Genomic DNA, 17,503 nt, shown 5'->3' on the forward strand with positions numbered 1-17,503 from the left:
AAGCAAGGGAGTCGACGCTCCCTTGCTGAAGATCATTAACGAGGATTGGCGCTGATCTCGGTGTAAACAGGATTGGCGTAAGTCTTCGCCACCCAGTCACTCACATCAAAACTCAAACGGCGAATTTCGCGATCAAGCGTGAATTTTGATTCATAAATCAAAGTCACGCGGCTGCCTGTCACCGACAGAATCTGAGCGTTCGAGAGCGTCGTATCAAAATCCTGCGGCTTGGGTATCGTTTCCTGATCAAAGTAGGAACAGGGCTCAGACACCAGTCCTGTCCAGGGTGTGGTTCCATTGTCACGCGTCGGCAAAAGCGGCAAGGAAGCGCCATCACTCATGCGAACGAGCAGCATGATGTTACTCGCCTGCGTGCGATTCTTACAGAACCAGGCTTCGTAGCCAGTCAGAAGAAGGTAGGCCCCGTCCGCGGTTGCCGAGATATGGCCAAGAGTCAGAGGCTGATTGCGGCGATAGGCTTCCGCGGAAAAATCCACGGGACTGGCCGCAAAAGCCTGAAATTGAGTGGCTTCCTGAACAACGCCGACGTTTTTCTGATAGCCTTCGGCGCTTGTTTCATAGGTCCCGAGCTTGGCCTTCAAACGCACGCTGTCAAGGGACTTGGCATAGACCAATCCCAAAGCCGAGGCTGCGCTTGGAATATTCGCATCGGCAAAATCCAAAGCCAAAGTATCGGTTTGAAGATCCCAGCTGCCGCCTGCAGAGCGCTTCCGATATTGAACGGTCACATTCCCATTGGTCCCCGCCTTGCGGGTGAAGACATAAACATCCGACCCGGACACGGCGAACTGGGCTCCGTACTCGCCGCTCAGAACAGCCTCTTCGGCCGCCACGGGAGGCGTGCCAGCTGTGAAAGAATAAATATGTACCGAATCCTCAGCGTCCTTGCGCTCTGTATAGGCAAAATACCGCTGGCCAGAGGGAGCCAGGGTCAATTCCCGAAGGCGCGACGCTGTTTCCAACGGCAGCGTGGTCGACTGGGTCTGATCAAACGAGTTCAGCAGCAGATAGCTCTTTTCTGTTCCGTAACGCCAGGTTAGGATCCAGTTTCCATCGTCGCTGAGGCTTGTGCTCAATTCATTGAGGTCGGGCTCCAGAGTCATAGTCTTGGAAAGACGCTCCAGCTTCGTCTCTGCGGCTTCGTTATAAACGAAAACGCGGTAGGCTCCGAGATCGCGCTGTGACAGGAACACCATCTTTTGGCCATCAGTGCTGGATTGCGGCGCAAAATCAATGTAGGCGGGGTTTTCAGCCACAGCAGCTGTGCCAGTTCCGGTTTTGGTCGTTTCAGTGGTGCTGCTTCCGCAGCTGATAAGGCACAAGGCCAAGGGCCCAATCCAAGCTCGCATAAGACTTTGATTCCTCCGATGATGGGAAAACGCCGACAGGTATTTTATTCCTATGGGCAAGCGGGGCATGACGGGCTATGCTCAAAGGGTGGAGCCCTCTCTGCCCAGTTCAATGGCACGTCCTCAAGGACATATCCCTAGCGCGGCACCGATTATAACCATGAACGCAGAAAAATTGCGAAAGCTAAACCATAAAAGCCAGGATGACCGTTACTTTAACCGGGAACTCAGCTGGCTTGCGTTTAATTTTCGAGTCCTCGAAGAAAGCCGTCGTTCCCGCACGCCACTTTTGGATCGCTGTCGCTTTTTGGCGATTTGCTACTCGAATCTGGACGAGTTTTTTATGGTTCGGGTCGCTGGCAAAAAGCGCTCTCTGCGGCAGGGCTCCCTGCCCGGTGACAGCCCTGATCAGCTGTCCATTCCCGAAACGCTGGCGCGCATCCATGAAGGCACCAAACGCCTCGTCGAGGATATCGGCGAGATTTGGAATAACGAGCTTTTGCCCGAGCTTCGCGCGCAGAATATTCGCCTGGAAAAAATTGATAGTCTGGATGCTTCTGCCCAGAAGGCTTTGGCTCAGTATTATCGGGAAACCGTCCTGCCCGTTCTTACGCCTTTGGCGGTGGATCCGGCGCATCCCTTTCCCTTTCTGGCCAATCGCCGCCTTTATTTGATCGTCGTTTTCAAACCGGAAAAGGATGATGTCCCGCTGCCGCCCATCGCCTTTGTCGAAGTGCCAGCGGTTTTGCCGCGACTTTTACCGGTGAATACTGATCCGAATGATCGCGTGTTCGTGATGATGGAAGATCTGATCGCCACGCACCTCGGTACGCTTTTCTTTGGAATGCCCGTCACGGCCGCTTATCCGATCCGCGTCACGCGGAATCTCGATTTTAAGTTGCTCGAAAGCCAGGTCGTCGATCTTTTGAGTTCGGTGCAGACCGAAGTCAAAGCCCGCGATCAGGCGGAAGCCGTGCGCTTGGAATACGGCGCGGATATCCTGCCGGAATTGAAGGCGCACCTGGAGCTGCGCCTTGGTCTGACGCCGGAAGACAGTTACGCCATGAACTGTCCTTTATCTATGACCGATCTCGCGCTTCATGAAATTCCGCGCGATGATTTGAAGTTCCCCTCGTTCAATCCGCGCCTGCCGCCGCGCATGAATACGCAGCGCAGCATTTTTTCTTTGATCCGCGACGAGGATATGCTCCTGCATCATCCTTTTGAAAGCTTCTATGCCGTCATCGAGCTTTTGCACACGGCGGCCTGGGATCCGGATGTCCTGGCCATCAAGCAGACCCTCTATCGGACATCAGGCGACTCCCCTATCATTGACGCCCTGATTCTGGCTGCAGAGCAGGGAAAGCAGGTGACCGCCGTCGTCGAGCTGAAGGCACGCTTCGATGAAAACAACAACATCACCTGGGCCCGCCGCATGGAACGCGCAGGTGTGCATGTGGTCTATGGTTTCGTCGGCTTGAAAACGCACTGCAAGATGACTTTGATCGTGCGGCGGGAGGATCATCAGCTGCACCGTTACGTGCATCTCTCGACGGGCAATTACAATTCTTCAACCGCTCGCCATTATGTGGACATCGGCTATATCACGGCCCGCCCGGCTTTCGGCGAGGATGCGAGCCTTCTTTTCAATATGCTGACGGGCTTTAATATCCTGAGTCGGGAAACCGAGGCCTTCAAGCCCTTCCCTTCACCTTTGCAAAAGCTCGTCGTAGCGCCGCTTTATCTTCGGGATGAACTCCTTCGCCTGATTGATCGGGAAATCCAGGCTCATGCCGAGACGGGCGACGGCTTGATCTTTGCGAAAATGAACTCGCTCGTCGATGGTGCTTTGATTGATAAACTCTACGAGGCGTCCCGCCTGGGCGTCCGTATTCGCCTGATCGTGCGCGGCATCTGCTGTCTGCGGCCGGGCGCACCGGGTCTGAGCGAGAATATCGAAGTGATGTCCATCATTGGCCGTTTTCTGGAACACAGCCGCATCTTTTATTTCCGGAACAAAGGCGCGGATGATGTGTACCTGGGCTCTGCCGATTGGATGCCGCGGAACATGGACAGAAGAATTGAGGTGGTTTTCCCCATCGAGGACAGCAAGGCCAAGAGTCGCATCGTCGAGGAAATCATCCCGACCTATTGGGCCGATACCGAAAATGCCTGGCTGCTGCAAAACGATGGCGCCTATACGATGCGCAGCACAGTCGAAGGGTCAAAATGGGACTCTCAGCAGAAGTTTATTGAAATTGCCCGGGAGCAAGGTATCAAATCGCTTCCATATGACAAAGCCATACGGCATGATTTGAAGCGTAAAGGACGGCCGATTGTGAAGAAGATCGGCAACCGAAAAACCGCGAAGTCAGAGGACTAGACCATTCCAATCCGACCGAGTTTTCAACCCAAGTCTCCTCTGGCTGTGATTGATCTCGGCAGCAATACCTTTCATTTGGCGATTACTGCGCTGGATGAAGCCGGCCAGATCCACGTGATTGACGGTCAGAAGGAAAACATGCGGATCGCCGAGGCGATCGAAGACGGCATGATTCCGGAAAAACTGTTCCAACGTGCCACAGAAGCCTTGCTGGCCATGAAAAGCATCGGCCAAAGCTACAAGGGTGAGTTCCGGGTCGTTGCAACCCAGGCCATCCGTGCGGCGCATAACCGTCTCGCTTTCATTGATCACATTCAAAAAACCACCGGCCTGAAGATGGAAATCATCGACGGCGTGGAAGAGGCGCGTCTTTCCTTTCTCGGTGTTTCCCAAAGTCTGAGCTTTGGCACGGAGAATCTTTTATCAGTGGATATCGGCGGCGCCTCGACGGAAATAGCCGTGGGACGCGGGGCGGACTGCACCTATTTGAGTTCCTTGAAAATGGGGGCTTTGCTTTTGTCGAAGACCTATTTCTTTGACAAGGGGCACACGGCTGACCAGTTGGAAGAGCTCAGGCAGTATGTTGAAGCGCGCTTGACACCGATCCAGGTCGATCTCTTCGGCGCCAGTGTGCAGAACGCAGCCGCCACATCAGGTACGGCCAAAGCCCTGGCGCGCATGATTCATCAGGATCGCACCCGCACAGAGCTGGATGATCCGCACGGCTTTCGTTTTACCGCGGCGGAACTCTATGCCGTGGAACAGGAGCTTGGAAAAATTTTGCATCCCGATCGGATCGCCATCCGTTGGGGCCTTGATAGCAAGCGGGCGGACATCGTTCTGTCCGGTTGCGTGATCCTTGCAACGCTGACCCGATTGCTTCAGATTCCGCATTGGATCGTCTCCGCGAGCGGTCTTAGGGAAGGCGTGGCGCTGGATACCTATGAGCGAAAAGGTCTTTTGCCGCGCGCTCACTGGCAGGATCTGCGTTGGCAGAGCGTCGTGGGTTTTGCCGGAAAATTGCGGCTCGATCCGGCCTTCGCAGCCCAGACGAGCGACCTGGCCGTCAGGATTTTTGATGAAATGGTCGCCTTCCCCGCCTTTGCCGATATGTCGAGCGATGCGCGTTTGGATCGCGATCTGCTTCTGGCCGCCGCGTATCTTTTGGAAGCGGGCAAGTTCATCAACTTCACCAGCTATCATCGGCATTCCTATTATCTGATTACCGAATCCAACCTTCTGGGGTACACGCAGGAAGAGAAGAACCTGATTGCGCTGATCAATCGTTTTGCTCGGAAAAGTCCGGCCAAATCCAGTAAATCGGACAGTCTTCCCTATCTCGACAGGAACCTTTCGCGGGTCAATCTTTTGAGTTCCTGCCTCAGGATCGCGCGCTGTCTTCTACGCACGAGGCAAATGAAAATACAAAGCCTGAAAATCACCAAGCAGGGCGGCAGCTATGCGCTGCGCATGACCACAACCCCTGGAAGCCGCATGGATGCGGAAAAGCTGGCGCTGAAAAAAGACGCGAAGAGCCTGGAAAAAGCCCTGGACTGCGGTTTGGATTTTCAATTCGAAGCACCTGGGAGCAAGTCTTGAGCTATCCAAAAAAATCCCCGTATAAGACCTATCGTCATGGTCTGCCGGCGGTATTGAAAGAGGACTTCTTTCAGAAGCATAAGCTTCTCGTTCTGCGCGGCGAGGCCGACTTTCTGGTCACCGAAACCGCACGCAGCCTGAGAGCCATTTATGAAGCCAAAAACTGGGCTATCGAGCGCTGGGAAGGTCCCCAGGTCAACGCTGAAAAATTTCTGCAGGCGACCGCTGCGGCCTCGCTCTTTGATCCGGAAACCCTGACCTTCATCAATCAGGCTCAGGGGAAGAACGATCTTGCGAGTCATCTGGCGACCGTGAAGCAGGCCAAGGATATTCAGAACCCCGTCTGCCTCCTGTGGCGAGGCGGTGATCCCCCTGCGAAGTTTCAAAAGGAACTCGACCGGCTGCAGGCCTTCGTCCTGGCCTGTGATGAGCCGGCACCCTGGGAATTCCGGGATTTCGTCGTGGATCGGGCCCAGCATTATCAGATGAAGATCGCCGGTGATGCCGCCGATCTTTTGCTGGAAGCCGTGGGTTCGGACCTCTTCAAACTCGATAATGAATTGAATCGCGTGAGCCTGACCCTGGGCGTGGCGGGACAGGTGGCGATCGTCACCGCGGAAGCCATACGGCCTTTGCTCGGGTTTTTGCGCGAGGATCACATCTTCAAACTCGATCAGTTCCTGTGTCAGGAAGCTTATGGCCGCGCGCTTTTGCTTTTGAAGGATCTTCTGGATCGCGGAGAAAAGGCTCTGGGTCTTTTGGCGATTCTTGCCATGCATTGCCGCAAGGCGCTGCAGATCCAGGCCGGTGTGAAGCAGGGGCAGAATCCTGCGGAAATGGCCCGTACATTGCGTTTGCCGCCGTCTGTGATCCAATCCTACATGGGCTATGTGCAAAGACGCCCGCCCCAGGGTTTTGCCAAAGCCCTGAGACTCTGTCATGAGGCGGATCGTCGCTTGAAAAGTCGCGGGGAAGGCGAAGAGATCTGGCTGAATCAGATCGTCTGGGAACTGCGGACGCATGCACGCCCGCCTAAGGGTTAGTCGCGAACGGTGAGGATCTCGACCCGTCCATCACTGCGAATGGCCAGAGTATGTTCAAACTGGGCGGAAAGGGATCCATCGAGGGTCACGGCCGTCCATCCGTCCTTTTTCACCTTGGTCCGCCAGTCGCCTTCGTTAATCATAGGCTCGATGGTGAACACCATCCCGGCTTCAAGCCGCACGCCACGACCAGGCTCGCCGTAATGAAAGATCTGCGGATCTTCATGAAAATTCTTGCCAATCCCATGACCGACGAAATCACGCACCACGGAAAAGCCATTCGCATGCGCATGCTTTTGAATCGCGGCCCCGATGTCACCCACGCGGGCTCCAGGACGCACCACGGCGATCGCCTGATCCAGACATTCCTGGGTCACCCGCACAAGCTTTTTGGTTTTCTCGCTGCAGTTGCCCACGAGGTAAGTGCGTGAGGCATCACCATGATAACCATCGACGATCGGCGTCACATCAATGTTGATGATATCGCCGTCCTTCAAACGGGTTTTCGACGAAGGGATGCCGTGACAGACGACATCATTCACCGAGGTGCAGATGGACTTGGGGTAGCCTTTGTAATTCAAAGGCGCGGAAATCGCCCCGCGGGCCACGGTGTATTCGTGACAAATATCGTTCAGCTCCAGGGTGGTAATCCCTGGCTTCACATGAGCTTCGATCATATCGAGAAGTTCAGCGGCGAGACGTCCGCTCTTCTTCATCGTATCTATTTCCTGATCACTCTTTAGATAGATCACACGTCACCTCTTAAAGACCAATAAGCTGCCGGAACCAGTCGGGATTTCGAACAGCGATCTCGCCTTTCGGCTGCGGCCGGTTCAACCTGGCTTCCAGGCATACCCGATGCTGCATCAAAACCGAGAAAGGCTCCAGCTTATACACCAGATCGTGGATCTTTTCCAGAAGCGCGAAATTGGGGGTCTTTTGCGTTAAAGACAGGGCATAGGCCTCCAGGGCCTGATCCAGGTTCTGATCCTGCCAGGCCCAGGGCCAGCTGCGTCCACTCACCCGGCTATGAAGATGCACAGAGAGATCCCCATCGGGCCATGACGTCAAAATGCCGGTCAAAAGTCCGTCCGGAACCCCTTCACCTTCATTGATAAAGCGGAGCTTGATACCCAGGGCGCGGAAGCTGTCGTCAAGCACCTTGCGCAAAAGAATGGATCCTTCGTGATCGCGGGCCAGGATTTTGACTTCCAGAAGCTTGCCGCTGGCGTCGCGACGGAAGCCATCCTCTTCAAGTCGGCGATAGCCGAGCTCATTGAGCATCGCATCCGATCGCGCGGGATCATAGGCCGGCACCAGAAGATTACGTTTGTAACCGGGATGCGCCCGCAGGATGGGACCGGATATCAGATCACCCATGGAGCCCGCACCGGCCCGCAGAAGCGCGCCGCGTGGCGTCAGATGGGTGATGGCCCGTCGGAATTTCGGATCACGCGTCGCGGCACCCTGGGGATTCCAGGCGATCACCGTGATGATGGGTGTATCCATGGGGCGTTCGCAGGTCAGGTTTTGCGTGATGGGCTTCTTTGAATCAGCGCCCGGCATTTCCTCGCCAAAGGCGAAGGACAGGCGCCGCTCATTGCCCGCGGCTTTCACTTTGTGATCGGTGCTCAAAAGAATATCGTTCTGCCCTTCGCCTCGGCGGTCCTGCAGCAAAAGCCCAGCGGTTTTGGGTTCCACCTTCCAATTGCCCGCGCACTGCACACCCAAAGCGTTCGCGGCTTTTTTGCGAAGGGGATGCTCGTTGAAAACAAAGGGCCCAAATCCAGGCTTCTGAGCCCATTGAATGCTGAGCGTGCGATCCTTGCTCGACAAAGTGTGCTCGGGAACAGTCCAGGCAAAGCGTCCCTGTGTCAGCTGCTGTGGCTGCAAAGTCTCGCGCACGAACGCTTCAAGATCGGCCATGGTCACCGCCGATTGATCCCACCAGGTCAAGCCCGATGCGAGTGTGAAGCGCCAGACCTTGTCCGCCTCTTCCACCTTTTCCAGCAGCAAGGGTTCCGAGCTTTTCTTCGCAAGATTGAGTCGTGTCAGTCCCGGACAGACCATACTTTCCATGATGGCATCATTGCTCAGAATGGCCTTTTGTGCTTCATTCGTTGGAAGGGGCCATCCCGTGACCAAAATGGGAGCCGGTTTTTCTGCGAAAGCGGTCGAGCTGGAAGCGGCGAGTGCCGGCAAAAGAGCCAGAATACGGGCTTGGGCCTTGGATATCATGATGTCTCGCTTTGAGATCGAATGAATGGGGGTTCGCCATGTCTGTTCCGTACGAGTTCGATATTGCCATAATTGGCGGCGGTATCACAGGCCTTTCTGCGGCGTATCACCTTCAAAAGCTGGGCTTTTCAAGGCTTTGCCTCTTCAGCAAGGCCCCCGATCACAGTGCGACGGCCCAGTCCACGGGATTTCTATCCGGGGGAATGGCAGATAATTTCACAAGGTTATCCCATCCTCGCGGCGTCTCTACCGCAAAAGAAATATGGAGTTTTTGCGATCTCGCTTACGACAATCTGCTGGAATACCTGCAAAATAAGGGTATTCCCTATCAAAAAGGCGAGCGTCTGCGCTGGATGATTTCGGAAGCCGAGACTCTGGAGGCCCATACGGCCGTCCAGCAGATGAGTGGAGCCGGGATGGCCGGCGCGTGGGAGGCGGCAAACCCTTCCCAGCCAGGGCTTTCAAGCACAAGATGGCTTGGGACGCAAAAGGATGGGTCGCGTGCAGCCGCGGTATCCGTGCCACTTCTTTTGCAGCAGCTGCGTGCCGACAGCCGGGTGACGGGTTTTGGCGAAGCGCAATCATTTCAAAGCAGTGGCGACGCTCTGGAGGTGACGCATGCGGGCGGAAAAGTCCGCTGCGAGTTCATCGTCTGCGCCCAACATTTAAGTATCGGAGATCTGCTGCCGAATCTGGCTGAGTCTTTGGTGCCCTACGCGGATCAATGGAGTGAGTGCCAGCTTCAGAACCGCGACCGGACACTTCCGTGGCCGCCAGGTACGGTTTTCAGCTGGCAACACAGCCACATCTGGGGTGTCATTACGGGTCCCAACACCGTGCGCATCGGCGGTGGCCGTTATCTTCGCGCCATGGCCGGGATCGAGGCGAAGGTTGCGAGTTACGAGCAGAAGATCACCCGGCATCTGGCCGACGCGTGGAACGGATTATGGCCGGACCTTTTGGTGGAACCCACGGGTCCTGGATTTGGAATACGCGACTGCCGTCCCTGTGATGAGCTGCCTTTGATCGGTCCGATGTTTGGGGAAGGCCGCATTCTCGTTGCGACAGGATACATGGGTCAGGGTTTGAGTCTTGGTTTTATGGCTGGACGCTGTCTGGCTGAATTAATAGCAGGTCAACCGACAAAGCTTCCGCGCCTTTTATGGCCGGAACGCCTGCGGAGTCTGCCACGCGAGAAGGGAGAGGAATCATGAGCGAAGAGAAGAAACCATCAGCGCGGATCGTACGCTGTCCATGCTGCGGAAAGAGCGCGCGTTATGATCAGACCAATCCCGCACGCCCCTTCTGCAGTCAACGCTGCAAGACCATGGACGTGGCGGCGTGGGCCGAGGAATCCTATCGCATACCTGCGAAGGAATCGTCACCCGGCGACTTCGAGAGCGACGAGCGCGATTGATTCACTCGGTGGTCAGAACATCGAGGTAGAGTTCGAGTTCATCGGAATACACCGTTTCACGGCTATCCAGACGACTTTGCAGTTCTTCACACTTTTCCTGGAGTTCAGCGAGGATCACTTCGCGATAAGGTCCACGCTCATCCGCCTGCAGGGTTCCCTGCTCAAGCAGCGTTTCCACAACTTTATCAATCTGCTGAATCTGTCTTTGCAGGACTTCGATGCGCAGAAGACGCAATTCCTGGATACTGGCAAGGGTCGCTTCATCAATGGGGCACTCAAATACAACAACAGCCATGGGAGCTCCTTCAGAGACTGATCCCGAGAGGCGGGATCTTCAGCTCTGAAAGTGCAACAAGCGAGCCATGGTGGACCAGGGTCTTAGCCGAGGACGACATCTTTGATTTCAGGAATCTTTTCGCGAAGGATGGGTACGATACCGTTGAACAGGGTAATCTGCGACGACGGACAGCCGGAGCATCCCCCGTAAAGTCGCAATGTTACGATCCCATCATCCACATCCAAAAGCTCACAGCCACCGGCATGAAGTTCGAGCTGTGGGTTGATATCTTTCTCAATGATCTCTTTGATTTGTTCAATCATCATCATGTCTCCTGAAGCCGAAGCTTCCATTTGCTCTAATTTAAATCGGAATTTTTGGAAAGCAAGGCCAGCTCTTTTTGCAAACCGCGAATCGCGGCTTCGCCCATCGCTAAAACCGCCTCCTGGCTGTTGCCTGCGGTGTGCGCTGTCCCCACGAAATTTTCCAAGGAATACAGATCTTTATCGACGAGCGGCTCGCTTTGGAAAACGTCGAGTCCGGCACCGGCCAGTTCACCCTTTTGCAGGGCTTCCTTGACCTTTTCCTGATCGAGCACCTCGCCTCGACTGGTGTTGACGATATATACGGCCGGCTTGATCAAAGCCAGCTCATTCGCTCCAAACATCTTAAGGGTTTGCGGCGTCAGGGGCACGTGAAAAGTCAGAAGATCGGCTTGCTTCAAAAGATCCTGATATTTCACCTGTTTGGCACCGACGCGTTCGGCTTCCTCTGTCTTATCGAGGATATCATGAACGAGAATTTGACAGCCGAAGCCCTGAAGAATCTCGGCAACCCGGGTTCCGATGTAACCGTAGCCAACAATGCCAACTGTCATCGCGGAAAGGCTGCGACCACCGTTTTTCCACCAGATGCCCTGTGACAAACGCCGGGACCCGAGACCAATGTTCCGGCAGAGAGCGAGCATGAGTCCCAGCGTGTGTTCGGCCACGGCATCGCGATTCACACCGCCTTCCCAGGCAATGCGAATTCCAAGCCTGGAGCAGGCTTCGACATCCACGTTATCAAGACCCACACCATATTTCGCGACGACGCGCAGAGCCGGTAGCGAACTTAAAATCGCCGCATCAGCTGGTTCGCGACCGACGAGCCAGGCTTCAGCGCCGTCCAAAACTTTCAGAAGTTTGTCCCGCGTGTCGACACGGGATTCTTCTGCATAGATGATTTTTTCAGTGGGAAAGGCAGCTTCCAGACGCCGGCGCAGCTGAGGCACCTTGAGAAAACTGGAAGCCGTTACGATGATCACAGGACTGCCATCAGCTGATCAATGGTCAGGGCACCAAACACACCGAAAAGGTAGAAGCAGGAATAATAAAAGAGCGGCATGGCCCTTTGATTTTCCTTGGTGCGCAGAAGGACGAACGCGAGCCACACGAAATAAAGCGTGAGGATCAGCGAAAGAACTCCGTAAACCCAACCGGCCGCGCCGAACACCCAAAGGGAAAGAACAGTAGGAACCAGTGTCAGGGTATAAAGAAAGATCTGACGACGGGTGACTTCCAGACCTTTAACTGTGGGCAGCATCGGAATTTTAGCCCGCGCATAATCATCCTTGTACTTGATCGCCAGCGACCAGAAATGCGGCGGCGTCCATAGGAAGATGATCATGAACAAAGCCCAGGCAGGCCAGGCGAGGTCGCCGGTCACAGCAGCCCAACCGATCAGTGGACCCACGCAACCCGCGGCGCCACCGATCACGATGTTTTGAACCGTGCGGCGCTTGAGGTACATCGTATAGATCACGACATAGAAAAAGTTGGCCGCGAGCGAAAGCCAGGCAGCCAGCGGTGTAGCCCAGACCCAAAGAATCGCGAACGAGGCGATCCCGCAAACCATGCCAAAAGTAGCTGCCCTGGCATTGCTGACCTTGCCCGAAGGGATGGGCCGGCTACGGGTTCTTTTCATGTGCTGATCAATGTCAGAATCAACAAGGTGATTGAAAACGGCGGCGGAACCGGAAGCCAGAAAGGTTCCGATCAACGAAGCCATAGCGACGGCGAAACTCGGGAGGCCTTTCTGCGCCATAAAGAGCGCGGGCACCACGGTCACCACCACCAGCATCGAGATGGTTGGCTTCATCATCTGGTAGTAACTTTGCCAGTCGATGGGCTCGGCCGTCACAGGCATGGTGAGCGAATCGGACTTGGTCTTCTGATCCATGGGATTATTCCTTGTGCTCTTTGGCTCATGCCTGCAGGGGAATTCCCGGATTCCCCAGTGGAGCACTGGGGAAAGGACACAGGCAAATGATGGCCGGCTCTCTAGATACCCCGAGCCTCGGAAGTCTTCAATAGGGTGTTGCTATGTCAAGCCAGATAGGGAACCAAACGCAAACGAAGAACAGGATGGGGAAGAGAATCATAATAGCCAGCAGTTGGAGCCAACCCGCTGCTTCCATTCGCTTATTCTTTTCAAGATCTTGACTCGACATGGGTGACCTCCAACTATTCTGGAACACTAAGCCTCAGTTGCATGCGTGCTTCAATCGAACCCACCTTTTATCATGGAGTTTATGCTCACAAAAGTGGTTTTGCAGCGGGCAAACCGCGAAGCCAACGATAGACCTCCCAGTTCCGCCAAACGTTCTTGGTGTAACCGCTTGTCTCTGCGAAGCTCAACGCTTCGATCCATACCAATGGGTCCTCGGCGTGGCGGCGCTGAAGCCATGCATCCACCACATACTCACCGGCATTGTAGGCTGCAAAGGCCTGGTGCCACTGCCCACGATAGCGGCGGCCCAACTCAGCAAGATAGGCCGTCCCGAGAGCGATATTCAGCTCGGGTCTTTTCAAATCCGCCACGGGATCATTGATACGAAGACCAAGTCGTGAAGCCTGGCGCTGCGCTGTATTGCTCATGAGCTGCATAAGCCCGATCGCTTCCGCTGGAGACATGGCATCGGCTTCAAAGCTGCTCTCCTGGCGGGAGATGGCCACGGGTATCTCCTGGTCCATGTAACTTTGCGTGGCCGCGCGCTGATAGATATCCTGATAGGGCTGCGGGAAATAGACAAGCACCTGCTCAGGATAGGCATCCCAGAAATCGGGAATCTTATTGCTCAGCTGGGTGGTCAGGGAAATAGCAGGCAGGTAGTTGCCGGCCATGTGAAGGAGCCTCGAAACGTAAAGCGTCGCTTCCGTATCTTTCATCAACGGAGCACGACTGTTCACATAACGGAAAAGTTCATTCGAGACGGGCTCAAGCCAAACGGTGACATTCGCAGCCAGCATCAGCTCCAAACGAGCCACGCGGCGCTCCGCTTCACGATCGGCGCGGTAGGCTTCCCAGGAAATGTCATCGCGGTCACGAAGCTTTCTTTGCAGCCTCTGCACCGATCCGAAGAATTCCCCTGTGCTGTAATCCTTGTCGATGCGCGGCAAACCTACGACTGTATAAAAGCTTAAAGGATGCTCTTTCTGCAGCTTTTCAAAGTAATCTTCGGCATCACTCTTCAAACCATTTTCGTAAAGTACACGGCCGATCCAATAATAATAGCGCGGCTTCAGCTGATCATCTGTGACCTGACCCAAAAGGGTTTGCCAGATCCGCACAGCCCGGATGCGATCTTTCATCATGTAAGAGAACCAGGCTTCCGACCAGTCGAGGCGCTGGCGCCATTCCGGGGAAATGCCGGGAATATCCTGGCCCATGCGCGTCAGGGACAAGGCCGCGGTCAGATCACCTTCCTCATAGGCGATCCGTGACGCGAGGATATTATAGCCTTCCGCTTTCAGATCATTCAGATCGGACGATTGCTTGGCCGTCAGACCCGTGAGCTGCGTTTGCGCCTGATTGATTTGATTCAGGCCTTCATGGACAGCAATCTTTGCATTCTGATAATCACCCTGCAAAGCCTTGTTGCGCGCCACCCAGAAAAAGGTATCGATGCGTTTGCGCCAAAGCTCGAAGGGAGTCCAGCCGAGTGCTGCGCTTTGCGTTTCCGTTTGACTCAAAAGATCCGCGAGCTGCTGATAGGCGATCGTTGTTTCTTCACGCTGACCGAGGCTCTTGCGGGCTTTCACAATACGGTCAGCGGCATTTACAGCATAAGGCCAGGTGCCAAGACTGAGACGCAAACCAGGCAGCGCCTGTTCATACTTGCTGATGGCCGCCTGATATTCCATGCGGCACGAGGCCTGCAGACCTTCCCAATAGAGTTTAAGATCGGTGCTCAAACCTTTGAGCCAGGTGCGCCAACCCTCGGGCACATCGCGGCGACAGGAGGCTTTCGCGGCTTTTTCGAGAAAGGGATCATCCTTGAAATCACGTGGTGATGCAGGTAAAGACGCCAGACCCTTCGCGGCAGCCTCGCCCTGAAGGTCCTTGATCCTTTGCGTCAGCTTTGTGAGATCAGCAAGCCCCTGCTTTTTGAGCCAGGGCGCGTCCTGACCTTCATTGGTTTGCGCCAACAGAAGACGGGCCAGAAGATCGGCCTGCACAGGTTCGGCCACCAGTTTTTCCTGGGCTTTCACCCAACGCGGAAAAGCCATGGCGGCCATGGCTCCTGTGTCATTTTCCAAAACGAAGAGCCACTGCTTGGCAGCTGTTTCCCAGGCATTGGCTTCCTCGGATTGCACAGCTTCCATGGCGACCAGAATATCTTTGACAGCGTCCTGTCCCCCTTCACGATCCTGCACCACCGCGCGCAGACGGCGATACTGTTCCTTCATGGGGCTTGTCGTCGGTTTGAAACCGGCGGCATCAATCGTCACCAAAGGTTCATGGGTGACACCAGCGCAGCCTGTGAGCAGGCTGACACACAAAAGGCTACGCGCTATCCGTTTCATAAGGATCCTTGTACTTCTGTTCCTTTGAAGCTCACCGTACCATCGAGGATCTGTCCACCGGCTTCCTGCACAGCGGCCTTCACCTTCGCATGATAGCGAGGTTCAGCGAAAATGGCCATCACACCGCCACCGCCGGCTCCACAAATACGGGAAAACATGGCGCCAGCCCCTTGCGCGGCTGCACTGATGCGTTTTGTTTCCGTTGTCTCGATATCCGACCACATGCGGGTGCGGAGCTGCCATTCCTGAGCCGAGAGCTTAAAGACTTCGCTCCATTGACCGGCCAGTACTGCTCTGGCCACGGTTTCGGAAATGGTGCCGATCTCGTTTAAAATGCCGAGTATGGTCTGATCGCCTTCAAAAGCGCGGCGGAAGATGGCCCAGTTGTTGGTGCCGGACGCCCGCGAAACACCGCTGTAACAGAGCAGCAAAAGCTCCTGCAAAGCCTGGGCCTTGTTATCATGTATGGTTTGAACTTGAACGCCGCCTGGGGGATAGCTGATGATATTGATGCCGCCGCGCAGGCCGCCCCAATAATCCTGGCAACCCGTCGGAACACGAATAAGGCCAGTTTCCAGATCCTGAACAGTTTGCACGAGCTGATGATCGGTGAGTTTCAATGGCTGGCCAATATCCTGCCTGGCCTTCAAAAGCGCCGAGGCCATCGCTATGCCGAGGCACGATGATCCGCCAAGGCCCGCGCCGGCCGGGGATTTCGCCTGGATGCGAATGCTGAGGGGCGCCCATTCCTTGCGCCAAAAATAGCCGAGAAGTTTTTCCAGCCAGGGCAGGGAACCCGCGCCGACGACTTCATCAAAGCCGCCTGAGATCGTGCGCCCCTGGTCTTCGCTTGTAATATTGAAATCCTTGGGGGACTTCTCGATTTCCACGCGAGCATGCAGCGTGATCCCGAAATTCACGGTTTGCCGATGCTGCAGTATTTGTGTCAAAGGAGTGATATCAAGCGTGCCTCCTGCTATATCCACACGCGTAGGACTCAGTGCCTGGATCACCATGCCTCTCTCCCTTCATGACAAGTGCGCTGGCCGCTTTCTAGCGAACCTCGGTGGCCTCATGCTAAACTATACAGAAAGCAGGGTGTAGCGCCCAAGCTGAAAAGGAGAAAGCGCGATGAGTCGTCGCACGGATTTTCTGCAGATGCGCCGCCGCCTGTGCATCTGGGATCTGGAACCCAAGCGGGCCGATGCTCTCAAACTCAATGTGGAACGGTCGCTGCGTTTTCTTCCCCAGCTCGATCTGGTACGACTCAAGGCCCTTGATGATCCCAACCTTCTGCCCTGTGATCTTCTGGTGGTCTTTGCCACGCATCTTGGGGAAGAGGAACTCATCACCTGGCTCTCGGGCTTTGAAAAGCGCATGGCGCAGCAGCAGCAGGGAATCTGGATTCCGGCCCTGATTGTGAATGCCAGTGAGATGACGCGGGTGGTCGAGGTCCTGGAGCAGACGCTGAATTCTAACTGGTATTTTGACTTACTACATCCTGACCATCTGAGCAGTCTGCCGGTTCGTGTGGCAAACTTACTGCGGATGCACGACCACTTGCACGAGTTGCTCCGCTATGAGAAAGAATTAAAGCGCATGCAAACGGATATTGGTCGCATCGAAGCTGAACTTCAGGCTTTGCGCTAACGTATTTTCAGCGAGGTCCCTGTGAGTTATATCCCCCCGGAACAATTGCAAGGATCCGCACTGATCGTTCAGTACGTCATTGATTTGCGCGCCAAAGGTCATTTTCTTCCCTATGACGAGCATCGTATTATCAATAAATGGGTAAGCGCGGCCGGAGATGCTGACACGCTTCTTTTGATTCTGGCTGATCTTTTGCCTGACTTTTATGGCAAGGCCCAAAACCGTACCCATCCGCCTTCTTTAAGCCGTCTCGACAAGAAGATTACGCAGATTCTCAATACCCGGCGTCATCGGGAGCATTTTGTCATCGAATCGTAAACCTCGCGGAGTTTGAATCATGGAGTCCCCCCTGCTCAACCTCAACGATGAAACGCTCAGGACCTGGCTTTCCGAGAAGAAGGGGCCGCTGCTCGTTGCGTTCTGGGCTCCCTGGTCGGGTCCCTGTTCGGTGCTGGAGAGCGCGCTGAAGGAAATAGCCTCGGACTATAACAAGCGCATCACCGTCGCGCGTTTGAACGTCGATGAGAATGCGCACGCGCCGGCCGAGTATGGCGTCAAATCCATTCCGCACATTCTGATCTTTGAAGATGGCAAAGTCGTCGCCACGATCGCCGGTCCGCAGCCGAAAGCGAAAATAGTGGAGACAGTGGAAAGACGGCTATCGAGTTGAGCGCGAGTT

At 55.0% G+C, this 17,503-nt stretch carries 17 protein-coding genes; 8 read left to right on the top strand and 9 right to left on the bottom strand.

Annotation, left to right across the window (positions count from 1 at the left end; all coding sequences use genetic code 11):
• Positions 1 to 35: 35 nt before the first annotated feature.
• A complete protein-coding gene (locus VFO10_RS15830; RefSeq protein WP_325141844.1) occupies positions 36 to 1,370 on the bottom strand; it encodes a hypothetical protein in 1,335 nt (444 codons plus the stop codon).
• 160 nt (positions 1,371 to 1,530) lie between these two features.
• Here VFO10_RS15830 and ppk1 point away from each other — a divergent pair, with 160 nt between their 5' ends.
• The 3 genes from ppk1 (at position 1,531) to holA (ending at position 6,395) form a co-directional block, all read left to right on the top strand.
• On the top strand, positions 1,531 to 3,753 hold the full coding sequence (gene ppk1, locus VFO10_RS15835) for a polyphosphate kinase 1 (protein WP_325141846.1): 2,223 nt from the start codon (positions 1,531 to 1,533) through the stop codon (positions 3,751 to 3,753).
• Between the two features lie 75 nt (positions 3,754 to 3,828).
• Positions 3,829 to 5,352 carry a Ppx/GppA phosphatase family protein gene (locus VFO10_RS15840; protein ID WP_325141849.1) on the top strand — a complete coding sequence of 508 codons (1,524 nt, stop codon included), beginning with the start codon at positions 3,829 to 3,831 and terminating at the stop codon, positions 5,350 to 5,352.
• Entirely contained in the window at positions 5,349 to 6,395 is a 1,047-nt protein-coding gene (gene holA / locus VFO10_RS15845; RefSeq protein WP_325141851.1) for a DNA polymerase III subunit delta, read from the top strand. The genes VFO10_RS15840 and holA overlap by 4 nt, the downstream gene beginning before the upstream one ends.
• On the opposite strand, the gene map is transcribed toward holA, so the two are convergent.
• Positions 6,392 to 7,147 carry a type I methionyl aminopeptidase gene (gene map / locus VFO10_RS15850; protein WP_325141853.1) on the bottom strand — a complete coding sequence of 252 codons (756 nt, stop codon included), beginning with the start codon at positions 7,145 to 7,147 and terminating at the stop codon, positions 6,392 to 6,394. The genes holA and map overlap by 4 nt on opposite strands.
• Positions 7,148 to 7,157: 10 nt before the next feature.
• A complete protein-coding gene (locus VFO10_RS15855) occupies positions 7,158 to 8,633 on the bottom strand; it encodes an ABC transporter substrate-binding protein (RefSeq protein WP_325141856.1) in 1,476 nt (491 codons plus the stop codon).
• Positions 8,634 to 8,671: 38 nt separating this feature from the next.
• On the opposite strand from VFO10_RS15855, the gene VFO10_RS15860 reads away from it, so the two are divergent.
• Both VFO10_RS15860 and VFO10_RS15865 read left to right on the top strand, forming a co-directional pair.
• Positions 8,672 to 9,847 carry an FAD-binding oxidoreductase gene (locus VFO10_RS15860; protein WP_325141858.1) on the top strand — a complete coding sequence of 392 codons (1,176 nt, stop codon included), beginning with the start codon at positions 8,672 to 8,674 and terminating at the stop codon, positions 9,845 to 9,847.
• Positions 9,844 to 10,050, top strand: coding sequence for a DNA gyrase inhibitor YacG (locus VFO10_RS15865; RefSeq protein ID WP_325141860.1), 207 nt, complete (start codon positions 9,844 to 9,846; stop codon positions 10,048 to 10,050). The genes VFO10_RS15860 and VFO10_RS15865 overlap by 4 nt, the downstream gene beginning before the upstream one ends.
• 1 nt (position 10,051) lies before the next feature.
• Here the strand turns inward: VFO10_RS15865 and VFO10_RS15870 are convergent, their stop codons facing one another.
• The 6 genes from VFO10_RS15870 to VFO10_RS15895 form a co-directional block, all read right to left on the bottom strand.
• Positions 10,052 to 10,345: a hypothetical protein gene (locus VFO10_RS15870; protein WP_325141862.1), complete on the bottom strand. Its 294-nt coding sequence runs from the start codon at positions 10,343 to 10,345 to the stop codon at positions 10,052 to 10,054.
• Between the two features lie 83 nt (positions 10,346 to 10,428).
• Complete coding sequence (locus VFO10_RS15875) at positions 10,429 to 10,653, bottom strand: NifU family protein (protein WP_325141863.1); 225 nt, start codon at positions 10,651 to 10,653, stop codon at positions 10,429 to 10,431.
• Positions 10,654 to 10,685: 32 nt separating this feature from the next.
• The gene (locus tag VFO10_RS15880; protein ID WP_325141866.1) at positions 10,686 to 11,633 is read right to left on the bottom strand and encodes a phosphoglycerate dehydrogenase; all 948 of its coding nucleotides are present in this window, start codon (positions 11,631 to 11,633) and stop codon (positions 10,686 to 10,688) included.
• A complete protein-coding gene (locus VFO10_RS15885) occupies positions 11,630 to 12,547 on the bottom strand; it encodes a heme o synthase (RefSeq protein ID WP_325141868.1) in 918 nt (305 codons plus the stop codon). Before VFO10_RS15885 ends, VFO10_RS15880 begins: the two co-directional genes overlap by 4 nt.
• A 356-nt stretch (positions 12,548 to 12,903) precedes the next feature.
• The gene (locus tag VFO10_RS15890; RefSeq protein WP_325141870.1) at positions 12,904 to 15,174 is read right to left on the bottom strand and encodes a lytic transglycosylase domain-containing protein; all 2,271 of its coding nucleotides are present in this window, start codon (positions 15,172 to 15,174) and stop codon (positions 12,904 to 12,906) included.
• Complete coding sequence (locus VFO10_RS15895; protein WP_325141872.1) at positions 15,171 to 16,190, bottom strand: hypothetical protein; 1,020 nt, start codon at positions 16,188 to 16,190, stop codon at positions 15,171 to 15,173. The genes VFO10_RS15890 and VFO10_RS15895 overlap by 4 nt, the downstream gene beginning before the upstream one ends.
• 115 nt (positions 16,191 to 16,305) lie before the next feature.
• On the opposite strand from VFO10_RS15895, the gene VFO10_RS15900 reads away from it, so the two are divergent.
• From VFO10_RS15900 to VFO10_RS15910, 3 genes are read left to right on the top strand one after another with little or no spacing between them, the layout of a single operon-like run.
• The gene (locus tag VFO10_RS15900) at positions 16,306 to 16,824 is read left to right on the top strand and encodes a hypothetical protein (protein ID WP_325141874.1); all 519 of its coding nucleotides are present in this window, start codon (positions 16,306 to 16,308) and stop codon (positions 16,822 to 16,824) included.
• Positions 16,825 to 16,845: 21 nt separating this feature from the next.
• Positions 16,846 to 17,142 carry a hypothetical protein gene (locus VFO10_RS15905; protein ID WP_325141876.1) on the top strand — a complete coding sequence of 99 codons (297 nt, stop codon included), beginning with the start codon at positions 16,846 to 16,848 and terminating at the stop codon, positions 17,140 to 17,142.
• A gap of 19 nt (positions 17,143 to 17,161) precedes the next feature.
• On the top strand, positions 17,162 to 17,494 hold the full coding sequence (locus VFO10_RS15910) for a thioredoxin family protein (protein WP_325141878.1): 333 nt from the start codon (positions 17,162 to 17,164) through the stop codon (positions 17,492 to 17,494).
• Positions 17,495 to 17,503 lie beyond the last annotated feature (9 nt).

Origin of the sequence: Oligoflexus sp. (genome assembly GCF_035712445.1) — a bacterium.
Taxonomy (GTDB): domain Bacteria; phylum Bdellovibrionota_B; class Oligoflexia; order Oligoflexales; family Oligoflexaceae; genus Oligoflexus.